The organism is Tritonibacter sp. SIMBA_163, from assembly GCF_046535935.1.
In the GTDB taxonomy this organism is placed as follows: domain Bacteria; phylum Pseudomonadota; class Alphaproteobacteria; order Rhodobacterales; family Rhodobacteraceae; genus Epibacterium; species Epibacterium scottomollicae.
Genome location: NZ_JAWJBP010001464.1, coordinates 1 through 232 on the forward strand (window position 1 = coordinate 1; position 232 = coordinate 232).

The 232-nt window shown below is 54.7% G+C and carries 1 protein-coding gene; it reads right to left on the reverse strand.

Translation table 11 applies throughout. The features are described from left to right. On the reverse strand, positions 1 to 232 hold a 232-nt coding region (locus tag R0J92_RS27150; RefSeq protein WP_411053968.1), incomplete at both ends, for an ATP-binding protein.

Sequence of the window (232 nt, forward strand, 5' to 3'; positions counted from 1 at the left end):
CGTGCCTTCCGCGCGCGTTTTTGGCGAACCATCCGCCTGCTCAAAGCCAGAGAATATGCTATGAAGTTTGCGCTCATCAATTCCGCATCCAGGGTCCGCAACCTCAACGCAAAGCGGGCATGTCAGTGCCTGCGCGGTCTCGGAAATCGTGATCGCAACATATCCCTCATCGGTGAACTTGATCGCATTGCCTATCAGGGTCAGCAACACTTGCCGAACTTTGGTGACATCC